The organism is Pantoea septica, assembly GCF_002095575.1.
In the GTDB taxonomy this organism is placed as follows: Bacteria; Pseudomonadota; Gammaproteobacteria; order Enterobacterales; family Enterobacteriaceae; genus Pantoea; species Pantoea septica.
The window spans coordinates 1-934 of record NZ_MLJJ01000083.1; the positions used below are offsets into that span (position 1 = coordinate 1).

Consider the following 934-nt stretch of genomic DNA (forward strand, 5'->3'; position numbering starts at 1 on the left):
AATTAAGCGATAACTTCAGCAACAACGCCCGCGCCAACGGTACGGCCGCCTTCGCGGATTGCGAAGCGCAGACCCTGGTCCATCGCGATCGGATGGATCAGAGTAACGGTCATTTTGATGTTGTCGCCCGGCATTACCATCTCAACGCCTTCCGGCAGCTCGATGTTGCCAGTCACGTCAGTAGTACGGAAGTAGAACTGCGGACGGTAGCCTTTGAAGAACGGAGTGTGACGACCGCCTTCTTCTTTGGACAGAACGTATACTTCTGACACGAAAGTGGTGTGCGGCTTGATTGAGCCCGGCTTAGCCAGTACCTGGCCACGCTCGATCTCTTCACGCTTGATACCACGCAGCAGAACGCCGACGTTCTCACCAGCCTGACCCTGATCCAGCAGTTTGCGGAACATTTCAACGCCGGTACAGGTTGATTTCGCGGTGTCTTTGATACCAACGATTTCAACTTCGTCGCCTACTTTCACGATGCCGCGCTCAACACGACCGGTAACAACGGTACCACGGCCAGAGATTGAGAATACGTCTTCGATCGGCAGCAGGAACGGCAGATCGATAGCACGAACCGGATCCGGGATGTAGGTATCCAGGTGGCCAGCCAGCTCAACGATCTTCGCTTCCCACTCAGCGTCGCCTTCCAGCGCTTTCAGCGCGGAACCGCGAACGATAGGGGTGTCGTCGCCCGGGAAGTCGTACTGTGACAGCAGGTCACGAACTTCCATCTCAACCAGCTCCAGCAGCTCTTCGTCATCAACCATGTCGCACTTGTTCAGGAACACGATGATGTAAGGAACGCCAACCTGACGACCCAGCAGGATGTGCTCACGGGTCTGCGGCATCGGGCCGTCAGTCGCAGCAACAACCAGGATAGCGCCGTCCATCTGAGCAGCACCGGTGATCATGTTTTTCACGTAGTCGGCGT

Annotated in this window: 1 protein-coding gene; it reads right to left on the minus strand. The window is 56.2% G+C overall.

Annotated elements, in window-relative coordinates:
- Positions 1-2: 2 nt before the first annotated feature.
- Positions 3-934: elongation factor Tu (tuf, locus tag HA46_RS20620; RefSeq protein ID WP_143807703.1), on the minus strand; the 932-nt coding region annotated here is incomplete at its 5' end.